Source organism: Luteimonas yanweni (genome assembly GCF_039548475.1).
GTDB lineage: Bacteria > Pseudomonadota > Gammaproteobacteria > Xanthomonadales > Xanthomonadaceae > Luteimonas.
The window spans coordinates 443,761-461,016 of sequence record NZ_JBCLVC010000014.1 but is presented as its reverse complement, the minus strand read 5'-3'; the positions used below and the strand labels follow the sequence as shown (position 1 = coordinate 461,016).

17 protein-coding genes are annotated in these 17,256 nt (G+C 71.5%); 10 read left to right on the top strand and 7 right to left on the bottom strand.

All coding sequences use genetic code 11. From position 1 onward, the window contains the following. Positions 1 to 66: 66 nt before the first annotated feature. A complete protein-coding gene (locus tag WCE39_RS12260) occupies positions 67 to 474 on the top strand; it encodes a hypothetical protein (protein WP_343276950.1) in 408 nt (135 codons plus the stop codon). Positions 475 to 531: 57 nt separating this feature from the next. Here the strand turns inward: WCE39_RS12260 and WCE39_RS12255 are convergent, their stop codons facing one another. Both WCE39_RS12255 and WCE39_RS12250 read right to left on the bottom strand, forming a co-directional pair. Then, a complete protein-coding gene (locus tag WCE39_RS12255; RefSeq protein ID WP_343276949.1) occupies positions 532 to 1,929 on the bottom strand; it encodes an NAD(P)(+) transhydrogenase (Re/Si-specific) subunit beta in 1,398 nt (465 codons plus the stop codon). Then, a complete protein-coding gene (locus tag WCE39_RS12250) occupies positions 1,926 to 2,240 on the bottom strand; it encodes an NAD(P) transhydrogenase subunit alpha (protein WP_343276948.1) in 315 nt (104 codons plus the stop codon). The genes WCE39_RS12255 and WCE39_RS12250 overlap by 4 nt, the downstream gene beginning before the upstream one ends. 133 nt (positions 2,241 to 2,373) lie before the next feature. On the opposite strand from WCE39_RS12250, the gene WCE39_RS12245 reads away from it, so the two are divergent. Genes WCE39_RS12245 through WCE39_RS12235 form a run of 3 tightly spaced genes read left to right on the top strand, consistent with a single transcriptional unit; the run spans position 2,374 to position 3,817 of the window. Further along, positions 2,374 to 2,982 (top strand): RNA polymerase sigma factor, encoded by a 609-nt coding sequence (locus WCE39_RS12245; protein ID WP_449284023.1) that lies wholly within the window; start codon positions 2,374 to 2,376, stop codon positions 2,980 to 2,982. Then, the gene (locus WCE39_RS12240; protein ID WP_343276947.1) at positions 2,979 to 3,359 is read left to right on the top strand and encodes a hypothetical protein; all 381 of its coding nucleotides are present in this window, start codon (positions 2,979 to 2,981) and stop codon (positions 3,357 to 3,359) included. Before WCE39_RS12245 ends, WCE39_RS12240 begins: the two co-directional genes overlap by 4 nt. A 5-nt stretch (positions 3,360 to 3,364) precedes the next feature. After that, a complete protein-coding gene (locus WCE39_RS12235) occupies positions 3,365 to 3,817 on the top strand; it encodes a DUF3106 domain-containing protein (RefSeq protein WP_343276946.1) in 453 nt (150 codons plus the stop codon). Between the two features lie 16 nt (positions 3,818 to 3,833). Here WCE39_RS12235 and WCE39_RS12230 read toward each other — a convergent pair whose 3' ends face one another. The 3 genes from WCE39_RS12230 to WCE39_RS12220 form a co-directional block, all read right to left on the bottom strand. After that, positions 3,834 to 4,928, bottom strand: coding sequence for an NAD(P) transhydrogenase subunit alpha (locus WCE39_RS12230; protein WP_343276945.1), 1,095 nt, complete (start codon positions 4,926 to 4,928; stop codon positions 3,834 to 3,836). A 67-nt stretch (positions 4,929 to 4,995) separates the two neighbouring features. Continuing rightward, on the bottom strand, positions 4,996 to 7,107 hold the full coding sequence (locus WCE39_RS12225; RefSeq protein ID WP_343276944.1) for a DUF1631 family protein: 2,112 nt from the start codon (positions 7,105 to 7,107) through the stop codon (positions 4,996 to 4,998). Between the two features lie 119 nt (positions 7,108 to 7,226). After that, positions 7,227 to 9,698, bottom strand: a complete 2,472-nt coding sequence (locus WCE39_RS12220; protein WP_343276943.1) for a DUF1631 family protein — start codon at positions 9,696 to 9,698, stop codon at positions 7,227 to 7,229. Positions 9,699 to 9,748: 50 nt separating this feature from the next. Here WCE39_RS12220 and WCE39_RS12215 point away from each other — a divergent pair, with 50 nt between their 5' ends. From WCE39_RS12215 to WCE39_RS12205, 3 genes are read left to right on the top strand one after another with little or no spacing between them, the layout of a single operon-like run. Continuing rightward, on the top strand, positions 9,749 to 10,369 hold the full coding sequence (locus WCE39_RS12215; protein WP_343276942.1) for a nitroreductase family protein: 621 nt from the start codon (positions 9,749 to 9,751) through the stop codon (positions 10,367 to 10,369). Then, positions 10,351 to 11,292 carry a 5'-3' exonuclease gene (locus tag WCE39_RS12210; protein ID WP_452299591.1) on the top strand — a complete coding sequence of 314 codons (942 nt, stop codon included), beginning with the start codon at positions 10,351 to 10,353 and terminating at the stop codon, positions 11,290 to 11,292. Before WCE39_RS12215 ends, WCE39_RS12210 begins: the two co-directional genes overlap by 19 nt. A gap of 10 nt (positions 11,293 to 11,302) precedes the next feature. Continuing rightward, a complete protein-coding gene (locus tag WCE39_RS12205) occupies positions 11,303 to 11,869 on the top strand; it encodes an NUDIX hydrolase (protein ID WP_343276940.1) in 567 nt (188 codons plus the stop codon). 6 nt (positions 11,870 to 11,875) lie between these two features. Here WCE39_RS12205 and pip read toward each other — a convergent pair whose 3' ends face one another. Both pip and prmC read right to left on the bottom strand, forming a co-directional pair. Then, complete coding sequence (pip, locus tag WCE39_RS12200) at positions 11,876 to 12,817, bottom strand: prolyl aminopeptidase (RefSeq protein WP_343276939.1); 942 nt, start codon at positions 12,815 to 12,817, stop codon at positions 11,876 to 11,878. 52 nt (positions 12,818 to 12,869) lie between these two features. Next, entirely contained in the window at positions 12,870 to 13,709 is an 840-nt protein-coding gene (gene prmC, locus WCE39_RS12195; RefSeq protein ID WP_343276938.1) for a peptide chain release factor N(5)-glutamine methyltransferase, read from the bottom strand. A gap of 114 nt (positions 13,710 to 13,823) precedes the next feature. Here prmC and ahpC point away from each other — a divergent pair, with 114 nt between their 5' ends. The 3 genes from ahpC (at position 13,824) to WCE39_RS12180 (ending at position 17,217) form a co-directional block, all read left to right on the top strand. Next, a complete protein-coding gene (gene ahpC / locus WCE39_RS12190) occupies positions 13,824 to 14,384 on the top strand; it encodes an alkyl hydroperoxide reductase subunit C (RefSeq protein ID WP_343276937.1) in 561 nt (186 codons plus the stop codon). Positions 14,385 to 14,636: 252 nt separating this feature from the next. Further along, entirely contained in the window at positions 14,637 to 16,229 is a 1,593-nt protein-coding gene (gene ahpF, locus WCE39_RS12185) for an alkyl hydroperoxide reductase subunit F (protein ID WP_343276936.1), read from the top strand. 34 nt (positions 16,230 to 16,263) lie between these two features. Next, entirely contained in the window at positions 16,264 to 17,217 is a 954-nt protein-coding gene (locus WCE39_RS12180; protein WP_343276935.1) for a LysR substrate-binding domain-containing protein, read from the top strand. Positions 17,218 to 17,256: the final 39 nt, after the last annotated feature.

Below are 17,256 nucleotides of genomic sequence, written 5' to 3'. Positions count from 1 at the left end.
GCGGGGCCACCATTCTACCGCCGCGCGGAGCGCTATCCTGTACCGCCCTGCAAGGCGCTCTGTTCCATGCTCCCATTCCGATCCCGGCCCGCAGCGGCGCTGGCACTGGCGCTGGCCGGAAGCATCGGCATCGCGGCCGCATGGGTGCTCGTCGCGCAGGCCAGCGGACGCCAGTGCAGCTGGATGGCGGTGGTCGCAGCGCTGGACGCCGCGCTGCTGCTGCGCATGGGCCGCCACCGCCCCGGCCTTGCCCGCGCACTCTGGGGCGTGCTGGCCACGGCGCTGGCGATTGTCCTGGCGAACTGGGGGATCATCGCCACCGAAGTGGGGCGCATGCTCGGGCTGGCGCCGTGGGCGTCGATGGGCAAGCTCGGATTCGAGCACGCCTGGCTGCTGGCACGGATGGCCAATGATGCCGTCGCGCTGGCCTGGCTGGCTGCGGGACTGGTGGTGGCCGCGGTTTTCGGCCGCTGAATCCTGCGGCGAAGGCCTTGCCTGCGCGCGCGGCCCCCGGCCGGCGCGCAGCCGGGATCAATGCCCGCCGTCGAGGGCCTTCAGCTCACTGACCAGCGCACTGGCCATTTCCGCGCCATCGCCGTACAGCATGCGGGTGTTGTCGGCGTAGAAGAGCGCGTTCTCGATGCCGGCGAAGCCGCGGCCCTTGCCGCGCTTGATCACGATGGTGTTCTTCGACTCCACCACGTCCAGGATCGGCATCCCGTAGATCGGACTGGCCGGATCGGTCTTGGCCACCGGGTTGACCACGTCGTTGGCGCCGATCACGAGCGAGACATCGGTATTGCGGAACTCGGGATTGATGTCGTCCATGTCCACGATGAGGTCATAGGGCACGCCCGCCTCGGCCAGCAGCACGTTCATGTGCCCGGGCATGCGCCCGGCGACGGGGTGGATCGCGAACTTCACCTTCACCCCGCGTTCGATCAGGCGCTGCGAGAGCTCCCATATCTTGTGCTGGGCCTGGGCCACGGCCATGCCGTAGCCGGGCACGATCACCACGCGCTCGGCGTAGGCCATCATCGCGGCGACGTCGGCGGCCTCGATCGGCTTCTGGCTGCCGCTGATTTCCGCGGCCTCGCCGGTGGCGCCGAAGTTCGAGAACAGCACGCTCTTGATCGAACGGTTCATGGCCTTCGCCATCAGCCGGGTCAGCAGCATGCCCGCCGCGCCGACCATGGTGCCGGCGATGATCAGGGCCTCGTTGCCGAGCACGTAGCCCTCGAAAGCCACCGCCAGGCCGGTCAGCGCGTTGTACAGCGAGATCACCACCGGCATGTCGGCACCGCCGATGGGCAGGGTCATCAGCACGCCCAGCGCCAGCGCCACCACGAAGAAGGCGATCACCAGCGGCACGCCCAGCGAATGCACCAGCATGCCGCCAAGCACCAGGGCGGCGATGAACACCGCCGCGTTGAACAGCTGCATGCCCGGGAAGCTGTAGCGCTTGTCCATGCGCCCGTCGAGCTTGGCCCAGGCGATGAGCGAACCGGACAGCGCCACCGAACCGATCAGCGCGCCCAGCACCGCCAGCACCGGCGCGACCAGCCCGGGCGCCTGGCCCGCGTCGGTCCAGCGCAGCAGTTCGACCGCACCGATCGCGGCCGCGGACCCGCCGCCCAGGCCGTTGTACAGGGCCACCATCTGCGGCATGTCGGTGATCGCGACCTTCTTGCCCGATACCCAGGCCAGCGCCGTGCCCAGCGCGAGCGCCACCACCATCAGCGCGATGTTCTGCAGCCCGGGGATGAAAAAGGTCACCAGGGTGGCCAGGACCATGCCCACGCCCGCCCACTGGATGCCGCTGCGCGCCGTGCGCGGCGAGGCCATGCGCTGCAGGCCCAGCAGGAACAGGGTGGCGGCGACGAGGTAGCTGGCCTTGATCACCAGTAGCAGGATCTCCTGGCCGCTCATGCGCCGCCCCCCTTGCCGCCATTCTTGCCCGTGCCGCTGGGCTTGAACATCTCGAGCATGCGCTCGGTGACCACGTAGCCGCCCGCCGCGTTGCCCGCCCCCATCAGCACGGCCACGAAGCCGACCGCCTTTTCCAGGGTCGTGTCGGCGTGGCCCAGCACCACCATCGCGCCGATCAGCACGATTCCGTGGATGAAGTTGGAACCCGACATCAGCGGGGTATGCAGGATCACCGGCACCCGCGAAATGATCACATGGCCGGCGATCGCCGCCAGCATGAAGATGTACAGCGCCACGAATCCATCGGCCACGCGTGCTCTCCCCGGAACTGCCCGCCCCGATCATAACCGCCCCGGCTGCCGCCGCCACCGCCGCTGTCAACCACGGGCCGCGACGTGCGTTGTCAGTGTCGATCCCAAGGGATGCGGATGGATGGACGGCAACATGCAAGCACATCGCAGCGGCGCCGGGGTGGCTATGCTGGACGGCATGCCTGCCGATGCCGCCGCCACGGCCGCCGCGTCGCCCCGGGAGGCGGCGGGCGGCACCGGAACCCTCGAGGACTTCCTCGACGGCATCACCGCGCGCGCCTTCCGCTTCGCCGAAGCGGGGCTGCGCCACCGCGACGACGCCATGGACGTGGTGCAGGACGCGATGATCCGGATGCTCGGCTACCGCGACCGCCCGGCGCAGGAATGGACGCCGCTGTTCTGGACCATCCTGCGCAGCCGGATCGTCGACACGCAGCGCCGGCGCACGCTGCGCCTGGGCTGGATGACCTCCGCCGACGAACGCCAGGAGGCGGGAGTGGAGTGGGCCGGAAACGAACCCGACCCGTCCCGCAACCACGACGGCCAGGAGGCCTACGGGGAACTGGTGGCGGCGCTGCGCGACCTGCCCCGGCGCCAGCGCGAGGCCTTCACCCTGCGCGTACTGGAGGAGCTCGACGTCGCGACGACCGCGCGCGTCATGGGCTGCGGCGAAGGCTCGGTCAAGACACACCTGTCACGCGCGCGCATCGCGCTGCAGAAGCGATTGGAGGATTTCCGATGAACGACCCGCGCCACGACGAGTTCGACCGCAGGATGCGCGCGCTGCATGCGCACGCCGTCGAACAGCTGCCATCGCGCACCACCTGGCAGCTGCGCGTCCGCCGCGACGCGGCGGCACGCGCCACGCCGGCCCGGCACCCAGGCAGGGGCTGGTGGATGGCCGCGGCGAGCGCGGCGACCGCGGCCGCCTTCGCGCTGGCCATCGGCCTGGCTCCACCCGATCCCGTGCCCGCGGGCGATGGCGCCCCGTCGCTGGCCGCAGCCACCGAGGCGGTGCAGGCGGCGTCCTATGACGAAAGCCTGGCCGCCCTCGACGAAGACCCCGACCTGTACCTGTGGCTCGCCGCCCAGGACAGCCTGATCCTGGCCATGGAGTGATGACCGTGCCGAACCTCCGCATCCTGCCGATCGCCGCGACGCTGTCGCTGGCCCTCTCCCTGGCCGCCGCACTGCCGGCGGCGGCGCAACCGGCGCAGGACGCCGCCCTGCCCGCCTGGGACGGACTCACCCCCGCCCAGCGCGATGCCCTGGTCGCGCCCGTGCGCCAGCGCTGGAACGACCACCCTGAAAAGCGCGCGCACATGCTGTCGCATGCCGAACGCTGGCAGGAGATGGACCCGGGGCAGCGCGAGCGCGCGCGCCGCGGCGCCCACCGCTGGCAGCAGATGGATCCCGAGAAGCGCGAAGCGATGCGCGCACTCTACTCGCGCATGAAGGCCCTGCCCGAAGCCGAGCGCGAAGCGCTGCGCACGCAGTGGAAGGCGATGACGCGCGAAGAGCGGCGGGCGTGGGTAGAAGCCAATCCGGCACCGCCGGAGCGGCTGCGGGAGCGCTGATCGCCCGGGTGGCCGCTCAGGCGTCGCGCGGCGGCCAGACAGTCCGGGCCAGCAGCTCGTCGTCCCAGTCGAAGGCCAGCGCCCCGTCGGACACCAGCAGGCTGGCGAAGTTGTACACGTTGCGCGCGAACATCTCGCTCGCATGCAGCGCGCCGCTGCTGGCGAGGTCGAGCGGACCGGCCACGGTGACGCCGCCGGCATCCACGGTCTCCCCCGGGCGCGTCAGTTCGCAATTGCCACCGGTTTCGGCGGCGAGGTCCACGATGACGCTGCCCGGCGCCATGCCCGCGACCATGCCCGCGGTGACGATCCGCGGGGCCGGCCGGCCCGGCACCGCCGCGGTGCACACGATCACGTCGATGACGCGCAGGTGCTCGCCAAGGCGGCGCTGCTGTTCGGCGCGTTCGTCGTCGGTCAGCGCCCGGGCATAGCCGCCCTCGCCCGCCGCACTCACCCCGAGGTCGAGGAAGCGGCCGCCCAGCGACTCGATCTGCTCGCGCGTTTCGGGCCGCACGTCGAAGCACTCGACCTGCGCGCCCAGCCGGCGCGCCGTGGCCACCGCCTGCAGTCCCGCGACGCCGGCGCCGATCACCAGGACCCTGGACGGCCGGATGGTGCCGGCCGCGGTGGTCAGCATGGGGAAGAAGCGCGGCGCCAGCTGGGCGGCGATCAGCACGGCCTTGTAGCCGGCCATGCCGGCCTGCGAGCTGAGGATGTCCATGGCCTGCGCGCGCGTGGTGCGCGGCAGGCGCTCGAGCGGGAACGCGACCAGGGCGCGTGCCCGGATGGCGTCGGCGCGCGCCGGATCGGCTTCGGGCTGCAGCTGGCCGATGATCGTCGCGCCCTCGCGCAGCGTCGCCAGCACCGCCGGCGCCGGGGCCTGCACGCAGAGCACCAGGTCGGCGCCGGCCAGCGCCGCCGCGGCATCCTCGACCAGCGTGGCGCCGGCGGCCGCATAGGCGGCGTCCGGAAAATGCGCCTGCGTGCCCAGGCCGCGCTCGACGGCCACGGTGGCACCGGCGGCGACCAGCTTCCTGCAGGTTTCGGGGGTCAGCGCGACCCGCCGCTCGCCGGGCGCGGTCTCGCGCGCCACCCCTATGCTCACTGCCATGCCCGCTCCCCGGTATACGTCCGGGTCCATCCTAGCGAATGTCCCCGGCATGCGCGATGCGCCGCGCTCAGGCCGGTGGCGCGCCTCCTGCAAGTCCGCGCAGCACCGCTTCCACGGGGCCTTCCGGCGGCCTCGCCAGCAGTTCGCCGGCGTCGACGGCCGCGTCCAGTTCGTCGGCCGCCAGCAGCGCATGGCGCGCGCCCTGCCGGTTCGCCAGCAGGTGGCTTCCGCTGACGGGGCTGGTCCAGGCCAGGCGCAGCCAGGTCGCGCCAGCCGCTCCGCCCGCACGGGAAACAAAGACCTGCCCCACCGGGAACACGGCGTCACCCGCGACGTGCGGTGCATGCCCCCCGGCCACCTCCGGCGCCGTCGCGGACCGCGCGATGCTGCGCGGCGCATCGGGCCGGGCGAATTCGGCGACCAGCCGCGCCAGGGTTTCCTCCGACTCGGCCTCGCTCGCGCCACCCGCGGCGACGCAGGCCCGCAGCCGCGGAGCAATGGCAAGCAGGCCGTCGGCGACCTCGGCGCCTCGCGCCGCGGCGGCGGCCGCATCGATCCGCAGCAGCTCGTCACCCACCGCGACGATCCCGTCATGGCGCTCCGACGCCGGACCGTCGCGCAGGCGCAACAGGACCAGGGCCTGGTGCCAGGCGCCGGTGAGGAATCCGGCCACCGCCGGCAGCATGCTGCGACCATCGAGCCGCGCCGCCAGCAGGGCATCGGCTTCGCCGCGCGCGGCCTGCAGCCGCTCCTTGCCGTGGATGGCCTGCCAGGCGCGGCGCTCGCTGATCGAGACGCGCCGCTGCAGCGGCTCCATCCCGGCGCGCAGCGTGGCCAGGCCGTGGTCGAAGACCGCCGCCTCCCCGTGGTAGCCGTTGGCCACCGAATCCGCGATGCCGTTGGCCAGCGCGTGCAGCGCCGACTCGTCGTCACCGCTCGCGGCGTTGGCGTCCCAGCACTGCACGAGGCCCGACAGCAGCTGCATCGCCGGATGCTCCGGATCGTCGAACAGGCGTTCGTCCTCCAGTGCCAGGCGCAGCCAGGGCCAGGCCAGGCGCGCGAGGCGCGCGCGCGCGCTTCCGGACAGCACCGCGTCCGCGCGCAGGCCATCGAACAGGCCGCCGATGACGCTGATGGCATCGTCCTGCTGCTGCGACGGGGACGCGAGGTCGCGCGGGATCCCGAGGCCTTCAGCGGCCGACAACAGGCTGTCCCGCAGGTGGGCAGCGATGCTGCCCGGCACGGCCAGCGGTTCGCCCGGCGTTTCGCTGCCCTGCACCAGCGACAGCATCGATATGAATTCCTGGTGGCCATAGGCGCGCGGCCCGCCGCCGGCATCGGCCACCGGGCGGCCCAGGCGCTGGCGCAGGACCTGGGCGCGCGCCGCGCCAGGCGCCGCGTCGCCACCTTCGCCCCGGCGCCATGAGGAGGCCACCGGCGCCAGGGCATCGAGTCCGGCCCAGGCCGGCGCGCCACCCGTGTCCACGCGCTGCGCGATCAGCGCCGCACCGGCGCTTGCGCCATCCATTGCGTGACCGCCCTCGGCGAGCGCCGCGTTGAGCCAGGCATAGGCATCGGTGAGCGGCGCGGTGCACAGGCGCTCGTACTGCTGAAGCAGCGCCTTCCGCGCCAGCGCGTCGCAGTCGGCCGCGTTGAACGTGTCGAGATAGGCGTCGATCAGCGCGCGCGGGGCGAAAGGATTGTCTGGACGGCCCCGGCCGCCCATCGCCGACGCCAGCGACCAGAGGCGACCGTCGATGATCTCCAGCACGCTGGCGAACCGGCGCCCCAATGCATCGATCGTCGGCTGGCCGATCAGCTGTGCGTGCAGTTCGCCCTCGGAGACGAGTGTCAGGGTCGACGCGGTCGCGGAATCGGCGAACGGCCTTGGCCAGCCCTCGAAGCCGCGCGCCAGGTGGCGCTGCCAGCTGCGTTCGCTGCGCTGCTCTTCGTGGCCCAGGACCATCACGTTGGCCAGCGCCTCGACCAGCTCCTCGTCGCGGGAGCCGGCAAGCGTGCGCCGCAGCGCCGCCTCCGCGGCGCTGCGTGCAGCCGGCAATAGCGGCTGCAGGCGCGTCCGGAACCCCAGGTGCAATGACTCCAGCAGACGGGCGGGCGCGCCGCCCTGGCGCGTGGCCCGGGCCGGCGCAGGCGCGCCGCTACGATCGGGTTGTTGCATGCTGGAGGAGGCCAACGCGTGGGACGTGGGCGTAACGATAGCCGAAGACCCGTGACGGGCGACACACTCCACTGGCGCCCGACCGCGCCGCCACGGCGCCCGGGCGTGCGCCGCTGCGCCTACTTCCCGCCCGCGGCCTGCGTTTTCGGATTGAGGTGCTGCCAGACCTGGCGCATGGCCTCGTCGAAGGGGGCATCCGTCGACCGCATCACCACCCGGCCGGCGGCAACCAGCGCGGTGAGCTCTTCCGGCGAGACCACCATCCTGCGCGCACCGCGCCGGTTGACCACCAGGAAACGACCGGTCAGCGGGCTGATCCACGCGATCCGCGCCGCGGTCTCGTGGCCGTCCTCATCGACCAGGCGCAGGCCCTGTCCTACGCGGAGCCGGCGCATGCGCGCGGCGAGCTCGGGGTCGAACTCGAGCGTGTCGGTCCCTCCCGCGAGCTGCAGGCCGGCCAGCGCCGGCTCATCGGCGCCGGGATCGGCCTCGTCCACCGCGGCATCCGGATGGTGGACCCCGCGCGGCGCGTCAGGCAGGCTGAGCGCGGAGATGATCCTCGCCATCGCGTCGCGGGCGCCGGTGGCGTCCATGCCGCAGCTGGAATAGCACTCCCCCAGCGGCACCTGCAGCGCCAGCAGCTGCTCGGCCACCACGCGGCCGCGGGCCTGGGCGGCATCGGCATCCACCTGCACCATGGCGTCGCCCAGGGCGATGGCCTGGTGGTGGCGCGCGCTGCCGGCACCGTCGCGGAGCCAGGCCTGGGTGAGGTGGTGGCGCCAGTGGCGGTCGAGGAACTGCGCCACCGGCGCGGTCAGCACGCGATCCGACAGCCGCGAGGCGACCAGCTCGGCGGCGTGCATGCGCGCCTGCTGCAGGCGTTCCCGGCCGTGGATCGCCTCGCCGGCACGCTTCTCGGCCAGGTCGGTGCGCCGGCGCTGCTGCTCCAGCTGGTCGCGCAGCTCGCTGGCGGCGAGTTCGAAGATGGCCTGGTCGTCGTCGTATTCCTCGACCACGCGGTCGACCGCGCGCTCGGCGCGATCGAGGGTCTCGCGATCCTGCGGGGTTTCGCCCGCGTTGCCGTCGCAGGCTTCGGTCAGCACGTCCAGCAGGCGCCGCGCCGGGTGGCTGCGGCGGTTGAACAGGGAGTCGTCGGTGAGCGCCACCTTGAGGTATGGGACCACCAGGCGCCCGAAGAAATCGCGCGCCCGCTCCTCGAGGTCGTTGGCGTCGTTGAGCGAGCTGAAGAGCATGCCGACGAGGTCGATCGCGTCCTCTTCGTCGACGCTGAAATGCGTCGCCTCGGCGTCGAAGCCCAGCTGGCGCACGCCGCCGAGGATCGCCTCGCGCATGACCCGGGTCAGTTCGCGGGCGTCGCTCGCGGCCAGCGCCCTGGCGTAGGGCGCGGCGTCGTCGCCCTGCAGGATCTGGGCGACGTTGAGCAGGTCCTCGGTGCGCAGCACCTCGACGCCGCCGCCGTCATCCGGCGCAAGCGCAGCGCCACCATCGAAGCCTTCGTCGTTCGCGACGCCGGCCGCCCGCCAGTGGGCCAGCTGCTCGCGGACCACGTCGCGATAGCGCGGAGGCCGGCCTTCGGCCGCCGCGGCATGGACGGTGGCCGCGATCGGCGCGCCGACGCCGGCACGTCCGGCGTGGCCCGTGGCGCGCGCACGCGAACCGTCCGCCACACCGCCACCGCCACCGCCACCGCCACCGCCACCGCCACCGCCGACGCCACCACTGCCCGGACCGTCCGGACCGCTGTCGAGGTGCTCCACCGTACCGCCATCGGGCACCCAGGCCTCGCCCGGCCCACCCGCGCCGGGACCGGAGCCGGCCTGTCCCGCGGCAGCGCCGCGCACCATGTCCGGATCGGCCGCGCCCGCCCGGCCGCGGCCGCGGTTGCCGCTGCCGCTGCCGCTGCCGCTGCGGGACTGGAAGCCGAAACCGGCGTCCTCGAGCAGCTCGTTGAGCTTCTCGTACAGCTCGCCGAGCACTTCCGGCAGGCGCTTGTCGAAATGGTTGAACACCAGCGGCCGGAGCCCGCGGGTCAGGTCCTCGGCGCCGAAGAGGCCGACGAAGGCGGCCACCGCCGCCGACGGGCGAACCGGGTTGGCCCGCTTGCCCTCGATGCCCAGCGCCGCGGCCAGCGCCTGCAGCCGCTCTTCGAGCTGCTCCAGCGGATGCAGGAACTGGTGGTCCAACAGCTCGGTGGTGTGCTGGCCGGCGAGATGGATCTCGAGCTCGCCCTCCGACATCAGGCTCAGCGACTTGTCCTCGCCCTGCTGGACCGGCGGCTTGCGCCAGGCGTCGAACTCGCGCTCCAGCGACTCGCGGTAGCGCGTAGCCAGGTCCAGCGCACGGTGTCCCAACGCCATCACCGCCATGCGGTCGTCCTGCGCGCCGCTGTAGTCATGGCCGGCCAGCGCCTCGAGGCGGACCTGCTCCTCGATCGTGCCCCAGAAGCCGGACAGCACGCCGCCCAGCGCAGTCACCGATTCACGCTTGAGTGCGTCGAACAGGCGCGCAGGGTCGCGCATCGAGCCGTGGCGCGACTTGGAGAGGTAGGCGGGCTGTTCTTCTGCGATCATCAGGGGATGCGGCCGGTGCTGGGGGATGCACCCACCCATACCATCCCTGAATGGAGCCTTCCACGTCTGTGACTGCAATCTCAAATAGCCCCGCCCCTTTCTTCCTGCAGGCCCTGGATGCACGGCGTTCAGTGCCGGCAAGGCAACTCGCCGCACCCGGCCCCGACGCCGCCCAGCTGCAGCGCATGCTCGCCTCGGCCGTGCGCGTGCCCGATCACGGCAAGCGCGTGCCGTTCCGCTTCCTGTCGATCACCGGCGATGCCCGCCATGCATTGGGCGACGCCGTCGCCGCCCGCGGCCTGCAGCTGCGTCCCGACGCCGGCGGAGCCGCGGTCGACAAGGACCGCGCCCGCTTCTCGCACGCGCCACTGGTGCTGGTGGCGGTGGCGATCATGGACCCGGGCGACACGGCGATTCCCGCGCAGGAACGCCTGCTGAGCGCCGGCTGCACCTGCTTCGCGCTGTTGCAGGCCGCGCAGGGGCTCGGCTTCGGCGCCAGCTGGCTCACCGGCTGGCCGTCCCACGATCCGGAGGTGCGCGCCCTGCTTGGCCTGGGCGAAGACGAACGCATCGTCGGCTTCATCCACGTCGGCACCCCGCAGTCGGAAGCGCGCGAGCGCGAGCGGCCGGACCCGGCCGCGCTGCTGCGCGAATGGACCCCGCCCGCGTGAGCGCAGCGGCGCCCCCGCTGTACCTGGTCGACGCCAGCCTGTACGTGTTCCGGGCCTGGCATTCGATGCCGGCCGACGGCTTCCACGACGCCGACGGCTGGCCGACCAACGCGGTGCACGGCTTCGCCCGCTTCCTGCTCGACCTGCTGGAGCGCGAGCGCCCGCGGCACATCGCCATCGCGTTCGACGAGGCGCTGGATTCGTGCTTTCGCAACGCGCTTTACCCGGCCTACAAGGCCAACCGCGCCCCCGCACCGGCCGAGCTCAAGCGCCAGTTCGCCTACTGCAAGTCGCTGTGCGCGGCGCTCGGTCTGCCGATCCTCGCGCATGGCGACTACGAAGCCGACGACCTCATCGGCAGCGCCCTGGCGCAGGCCCGCCGCGGCGGCTACCGCGGCGTGATCGTATCGGCGGACAAGGACCTCTCGCAGCTGCTGGAAGGCGGCGACGAGCAGTGGGACTACGCCCGCGGGCAGCGCTGGGGCGCGGACGGGGTCAAGGCGCGCCAGGGCGTCCACGCGCACCAGGTCGCCGATTTCCTGGCGCTATGCGGCGATGCGGTCGACAACATCCCCGGCGTGCCCGGCATCGGCAACAAGACCGCGGCCGTGCTGCTGGCGCACTTCGGCAGCCTGGACATCCTGCTGGAGCGCATCGACGAGGTCGCGTTCCTGCGCCTGCGCGGCGCGGCACAGGTGGCCGCGCGGCTGCGCGAGCATCGCGGGCAGGCGCTGCTTTACAGGCAACTGTCGACGATCGCCTGCGATGCGCCGCTGGCCGACGCGGTGCCTCCGTTCGCGCGCGCGCTGCCCGACACGGCCACCGTGGCGGCATTCGCCGATGCGGTCGGCTTCGGCCCGATGACGCGCCGCCGGCTGGACGCGGTAGGCGACGGCTCGTCCACCACCATTGCGCAGGGTTAGGATCATCACCATGGACAACGACAGCCACCAGGCGGCCACGGACGAACCCGAGATCCTCTACCAGGGCGAATGGCTGCGCATGGTCAGGCGCGGCCACTGGGAATCCTGCGAGCGCACGCACGGCAGGGACGGTCTGGCCGTGCTGGTGATCGCGGTGACGCCGGACGACGACGTGCTGTTCGTCGAGCAGTACCGGGTGCCGCTCGGCGCGCGCACGATCGAGATGCCGGCGGGCCTGGTCGGCGACGACCTCGAGGGCGACACGCTGGAATCCGCCGCGCGCCGGGAACTCATCGAGGAAACCGGCTGGGATGCCGGGCACATCGACGTGCTGCTGGTCGGGCCGACCTCATCGGGCATGAGCAACGAACGCATCGCCTTCGCCCGCGCGCTGGACCTGCGCAAGGTCGGCGACGGCGGCGGCGTGGACGACGAGAACATCACCGTGCACGCCATCCCGCGGGCGACCGCGCCCGCCTGGCTGATGCAGAAATACGCCGAAGGCTACGAGCTCGACCTCAAGCTCTGGGCCGGGCTGTGGATGATCGAGCACAACCCGGACGGCTCGAAGGCCTGAGCTTGCTCAGGCGAAGCGGTCGGTCGCCTGCACCAGAGCGTCCACGGTCTCCGGCTCGAACGCCGAGTGCCCCGACGCCGGGGTCACCACCAGCTCGGCCTTGGGCCAGACCTGGTGCAGGTCCCAGGCGTTCTGGATCGGGCAGACCACGTCGTAGCGGCCGTGCACGATCACGCCGGGAATGTCGACGATGCGGTAGGCGTCGCGCAGCAGCTGGTCGTCGCACTCGAAGAAGCCGGCGTTGGTGAAGTAGTGGTTCTCGATCCGGGCGAAGGCCAGCGCGAACTGCGGGTCTTCGTGGTCGGACATGAAGCCCGGATCGATGTGCAGGAAGCTGGTGGCCGCTTCCCACACGCTCCAGGCACGGGCCGCGGCCAGGCGGGTGGCTTCGTCGTCGGAGGTCAGGCGGCGGTGGAAGGCCGCGATCAGGTCGCCACGCTCGCTTTCGGGGATCGCCGAGACGTAGTGCTGCCAGGCTTCCGGGAACAGGCGCGACGCGCCTTCCTGGTAGAACCATTCCAGCTCCCAGCGGCGCAGCATGAAGATGCCGCGCAGCACGAGTTCGGTGACCTGCCTGGGATGGCTCTGCGCGTAGGCCAGGGCGAGCGTCGAGCCCCAGGAACCGCCGAACACCTGCCAGCGGTCGATGCCGAGCTGCGTGCGCAGCAGTTCGATGTCGGCGACCAGGTGCCAGGTCGTGTTGTCGACGAGATCGGCGTGCGGCGTGGAGCGCCCGGAGCCGCGCTGGTCGAACAGCACGATGCGGTACTTCGCAGGATCGTGGAAGCGCCGCATCTTGTCCGTGCACCCGCCACCCGGGCCGCCGTGCAGCAGCACCACCGGCTTGCCCTCGGGATTGCCGCACTGCTCGTAATAGAGGACGTGGCGGTCGTCGACGCGGAGGGTGCCCGTGTCGAAGGGTTCGATCTCTGGGTACAGCGTGCGCATGGGGATGCGGCCTCGTGCGGGAAAACCGGGCCAGTCTAGCAGCCGGTCGCGTTCAGCCCGGCGGGCGGCGGCCCAGGCTGACGCGGTCGCGCGCCTCCAGGTCGACGACCGTCGCGACCTCCTCGAAGCCCGCCGCCGCGAGCAGCGCGCGCACCGCCGCGGCCTGGTCGTAGCCGTGCTCGAGCAGCAGCCAGCCGCCTGGCGAGAGGTGCCCCGGTGCCGCCGCGACGATGCGGCGGATCGCCTCCAGTCCATCCGGTCCGGATGCCAGCGCCGCTCCGGGCTCGTGCCGTAGATCGCCCTGGCGTAGGTGCGGATCGCCATCGGCGATATAGGGCGGGTTGCTCGCAACCAGGTCGAAGCGCTCGCCGGCCAGCGGCGCGAACCAGTCGCCGGCGCGGAATTCCACCCGACGCTCCAGGCCATGGGCCGCGGCGTTGCCGCGCGCCACCGCGAGCGCGGCTTCGCTGCGATCCGTGGCGACCACGGAGGCCCGCGGCCGTTCAGAGGCGATCGCAAGGGCGATCGCGCCGCTGCCGGTTCCCAGGTCGGCTACCCGCGGGGATGCCGCGGGGTTCAGCCGTGCCAGGGCCTGCTCGACCAGCAACTCGGTCTCCGGCCGGGGGATCAGCGTGTCGGGCGTGACCGCGAGATCCAGGGTCCAGAAACCGCGGCTGCCGACAAGGTAGGCCACCGGCTCGCCGGCCGCACGGCGGGCGACGAGCGCCTGGAAGCGGCCCGCCGCCGCTCCCGCCACGGCGGCATCGGCGTGCGCGAACAGCCAGGCCAGGCCGCGATCCAGCGCGTACCCCAGCAGCAACGTGGCCTCGCCGGGATCGACGCGGTCCTGCGCCCACGCCAGGCATCCTGCAACAGAGTGTTCACATTCCATAGTTACAGTCTATCGATTGGATCATTATAATTTACTTCAACAATTGATAGGCAACGCCTAACATATCCCTTGTCCGGCAGCTGCCGGTGTCTTCCCCACCACCGCGAGGATTCCATGTCCGTCATCAATACCGAAATCAAGCCGTTCCAGGCCACCGCTTACCACAACGGCGAATTCGTCGAAGTCGACAGCGCGAGCCTGAAGGGCAAGTGGTCCGTGTTTGTGTTCTACCCGGCCGACTTCACCTTCGTCTGCCCGACCGAACTCGAGGACCTGGCGATCAACTATGACGAGTTCAAGAAGCTCGGCGTGGAGATCTACAGCGTGTCGACCGATACCCACTTCTCGCACAAGGCCTGGCACGACACCTCGGACGCGATCGGCAAGATCCAGTATCCGATGATCGGCGACCCGACCCACGAGATCTCGAAGGGCTTCGAGATCCTGCGTCCGTCCGGCCTGGCCGACCGCGGCACGTTCATCGTCGACCCCGAAGGCGTGATCCAGTCGATCGAGATCACCGCCGAGGGCATCGGCCGTGACGCGCTGGAGCTGCTGCGCAAGGTCAAGGCCGCCCAGTACGTCGCCGCCCACCCGGGCGAGGTCTGCCCCGCCAAGTGGAAGGAAGGCGAGAAGACCCTGAAGCCGTCGCTGGACCTGGTCGGCAAGATCTAAGACCGCCGCTCGCTGGACCGCCGGCGGACTTTTAACCGCCGGCGTTTGTGGGAGCCGCTATAGCGGCGATCGCTACAAATCGCGGCCATGGCCGCTTCCACAGTCGCTTCACCCAGCCCATCCCCTTTCAGTGGGGGTGGGGCTGGACCGGAGTCCGTGCAATGCGCGGCCTGCGGTCCATCCCCACGCCGGTGGCGACCCGTCGAACGACGGGACGCAGGCCCCCGCCTTGCCTTTCGAAGGAGTTCCACCATGTTCGAAGACGACCTCAAGACCCAGCTCAAGGCCTACCTGGAGCGCCTGCAGCGCCCGATCGTGCTTGTGGCCAGCGTCGACGACGGCACGAAGTCGACCGAGATGCTCGAGCTGCTGGAAGACATCCGCGCGTTGTCCGACAAGGTCACGGTCGAGGTGTCGCGCGACGACGCCCACCGCAAGCCGTCCTTCGCCGTGACCTCCCCCGGCCACGACATCGACCTGCGCTTCGCGGGCCTGCCGATGGGCCACGAGTTCACCTCGCTGGTGCTGGCCCTGCTGCAGGTCGGCGGGCATCCGTCCAAGGCCGCGCCGGAGCTGCTGGAGCAGGTTCGCGGCCTTGAGGGCGAATACCGTTTCGAAACCTATTTTTCGCTGTCCTGCCAGAACTGCCCGGACGTGGTCCAGGCGCTGAACCTGGCGGCGGTGCTGAACCCCGGCATCCACCACGTCGCGATCGACGGCGCCCTGTTCCAGGACGAGGTCGAGTCGCGCGAGGTGATGTCGGTGCCGACCGTGTTCCTCAACGGCGAGGTTTTCGACCAGGGCCGCATGAGCCTGGAGCAGATCGTCGCCAAACTCGATACCGGCGCCGCCAAGCGCGACGCCGAGGCGATCGCGAACAAGGACGTGTTCGACGTGCTGGTGGTCGGCGGTGGCCCCGCCGGCGCCGCGGCCGCGATCTACTCCGCGCGCAAGGGCATCCGCACCGGCGTGGTCTCGGAGCGCTTCGGCGGCCAGGTGCTGGACACCATGTCGATCGAGAACTTCATTTCGGTGCCGCATACCGAGGGCCCGCGCTTCGCCGCCCAGCTTGAGGCGCATGTGCGCGAGTACGACGTCGACATCATGAACCTGCAGCGCGGCCAGGCCCTGAGCCAGGACGCGGACGGCATCACTTCGGTCCAGCTCGAGAGCGGCGCCACCGTGCGCAGCCGCAGCGTTGTGCTCGCCACCGGCGCCCGCTGGCGCCAGATGGGCGTGCCCGGCGAGGACCAGTACCGCAACAAGGGCGTGGCCTACTGCCCGCACTGCGACGGCCCGCTGTTCAAGGGCAAGCGCGTGGCGGTGATCGGCGGCGGCAACTCCGGCGTCGAGGCCGCGATCGACCTGGCCGGCATCGTCGCCCACGTCACCCTGGTCGAGTTCGACGACAAGCTACGCGCCGACGAGGTGCTGCAGCGCAAGCTGCGCAGCCTGTCGAACGTGAAGATCATCACCTCCGCGCAGACCACCGAAGTCCTGGGTGACGGCAAGCGCGTCAACGGCCTGGTCTACCGCGACCGCACCGGCGGCGACTCGCACCGGGTGGAGCTGGAGGGCGTGTTCGTGCAGATCGGCCTGCTGCCCAATACCGAGTGGCTGAAGGGCGCGATCGAACTCAGCCCGCGCGGCGAGATCGTGGTCGACCACGCCGGCCGCACCTCGCTTCCAGGCGTGTTCGCCGCCGGCGACGCCACCACGGTGCCCTACAAGCAGATCGTCATCGCCATGGGCGAAGGCGCCAAGGCATCGCTCAGCGCCTTCGACCATCTGATCCGCAGCAGCAGCCCGGCCGCCACGGCGACGACGGCAACCGCGGCGGCCTGACGGCCAGCCGACCCGAGCACAGCGAGGCACCGCCATGAACCTCCGCGACCTGGGCTACTTCATCGCCCTTGCCGATCACCTGCACTTCGGTCGCGCGGCGGCGGCGAGCTTCGTCAGCCAACCCACGCTCTCCACCCAGATCCGCAAGCTGGAGGAAGAGCTGGGCGTGGCCCTGGTGGAGCGCGCGCCACGCAACGTCATGCTCACGCCCGCCGGGCACGAGGTGGCGGCGCGTGCGCGCCGGGTCATGGCCGACGTCGAACAGATGCGTGAAGCCGCGCGCCGCAGCCAGGATCCGGAAGCGGGCAAGGTCACCCTCGGCCTGTTCCCCACGCTCGGGCCCTACCTGCTGCCGCACGTGGTGCCGGCGATCCGCAGCCGCTTCCCGGAGCTCGAACTGCTGCTGGTGGAGGAAAAGAGCGACGTCCTGCTGGAGCGCCTGCAGCAGGGGCGGCTTGACGCCGCGCTGCTCGCGCTGCCCGTCAACGACGAGCAGCTGCACGTGGAGTTCCTGTTCGAGGAGCCCTTCGTGCTCGCCGTGCCGGAGACGCATCCGCTGGCCGGCCACGGCCCGATCTCGCTGCGCGACCTCGCCGACCAGCGCCTGCTGCTCCTTGCCGATGGCCACTGCCTGCGTGACCAGGCGCTGGATGTCTGCCACCTGGCCGGGGCCAGCGAGAAGGGCGAATTCCAGGCCACCAGCCTGGAGACGCTGCGCCAGATGGTGGCCGCGAACGTCGGCGTCACCCTGCTGCCGGCGCTGGCGGTCAAACCGCCGGTGGCGCGCTCGGACAGCATCGAACTGGTGGACTTCCGCGACCCGCCGCCCAGCCGCCGGATCGCGATGGTGTGGCGCCGGAGCTCGGCGATGGCGCCCTTCCTGCAGGAACTTGCCGGCGTGCTGCGCCAGCTGCCGCCCGACCTGCTGCTGCCGACGCTGCGCGAGACCACCACCGCCCTGCACGTTCCCGGCGCCCCGGGCCTCTAGGCCCCGAGCACGCGGGTGCCGCGCGCGCGGGACACGGCT